This is a genomic window from Tepidibacter formicigenes DSM 15518 (assembly GCF_900142235.1).
In the GTDB taxonomy this organism is placed as follows: Bacteria; Bacillota; Clostridia; order Peptostreptococcales; family Peptostreptococcaceae; genus Tepidibacter; species Tepidibacter formicigenes.
This window is the reverse complement of the sequence record NZ_FRAE01000145.1, coordinates 1-1239: the sequence shown is the minus strand read 5'-3', so window position 1 is coordinate 1239 and position 1239 is coordinate 1. Positions and strand designations below refer to the sequence as shown.

At 23.5% G+C, this 1239-nt stretch carries 2 protein-coding genes; one reads left to right on the top strand and one right to left on the bottom strand.

The window, feature by feature from the left end:
* Positions 1-207: 207 nt before the first annotated feature.
* A complete protein-coding gene (locus tag BUA77_RS13275) occupies positions 208-669 on the top strand; it encodes a hypothetical protein (protein ID WP_072891085.1) in 462 nt (153 codons plus the stop codon).
* A 358-nt stretch (positions 670-1027) separates the two neighbouring features.
* Here BUA77_RS13275 and BUA77_RS14095 read toward each other — a convergent pair whose 3' ends face one another.
* Entirely contained in the window at positions 1028-1165 is a 138-nt protein-coding gene (locus BUA77_RS14095; RefSeq protein ID WP_159429006.1) for a hypothetical protein, read from the bottom strand.
* Positions 1166-1239 lie beyond the last annotated feature (74 nt).

Genomic DNA, 1239 nt, shown 5'->3' with positions numbered 1-1239 from the left:
GTTATTTTGGTTTAATCACTAAAGATTATTAACAATTTAAGGCTCAGTTATATTATTTTTTGGATTAAATTTAATCAATTACTTGTAAAGTGGTGAAACTTTGATATAATTACATTAATTAGGGAATAGGCAAATATAAAATCTTTTCTCTATTATTTATTTTATAATTAAACCCAATTTCAAATATATCTTATGAAAGGGAATTTTATGAATAATCTAAAATATTTAAAAAGAAAATTAATAACCATACTCGGCTTTTTATTTTCTTTATTTATTATTATATCAATAATAAATATATATCATTATTTTCAAAAATTAGACACTTCAATTTTAATAGTTCCTAATAAACTAGATATAGTTAAAATTAACAATAATGAAGATGTCTTAAAGAATTCAAATTTTAAAATTTATAAAACAATAAAATCACAAGAGATAATACAAAGTTTATATGAAAACATAAATAAAATAACATTAAGGCGAACCACTAATGATATTTCATACCCTATTTATTATTTTATTGGAAATTCAAAACAATCTCTTGTGCTTATTTGCTTTAATGCTAAAGGACAAATAATAATTTATGATAATTTAATCTCAGGAAAAAAGTATAGAGGACAATTGCCTATAGAAATAGTTGATTTAATAATTGTAGACTCAAAAAATAAGTAATACTGTAGATTTTATATATAAAATCTACAGTATTACTTATTTTTTAGTCCACTTTTTTTATATCACATTTAGTTAGGAAATAAGCTCCGTCATTAGATCCATGTCTATGATAAGTAAATTAATACTCTACCTCAATTTGAGGATAAGTATTATTTTTTATAGAAAATCTATAAATCTATTGAAATGTATTATCAATTAGTAGCCATGGCTTTATTTTAGAAGTTCAAGAGCATATATTAAGGCATGATTAAAGCCTAGATTTCTCTAGGCTTTATATATTTGAAGTGCCATGGCACATATTTTCATATTTAAAGTTGGTCCTAATATATTAGATCATACACCCTATATTCTGTTCCAATTAGATACTTAATATAACATCACATTCAACAAAGCAATTTCTAAAATCAACTTCCATATTTATTTCATCTATTATGTCATATACTGTTTTTTCTAAATCATGAGAATCTTTATTGAGAAATAAAAAAATTCGCTTCATGCTATCGCATGGCTCATGTCGCCAACGAGTCCTAACGGACTCCGTTGCTCAAAATAATTGATACTTTTATTCAG

Excerpts from the sequence above, each read along its gene's own strand:
- BUA77_RS14095 (WP_159429006.1), bottom strand. The coding sequence starts at position 1,165 with ATGAAGCGAATTTTTTTATTTCTCAATAAAGATTCTCATGATTTAGAA.
- BUA77_RS13275 (WP_072891085.1), top strand. The coding sequence starts at position 208 with ATGAATAATCTAAAATATTTAAAAAGAAAATTAATAACCATACTCGGC.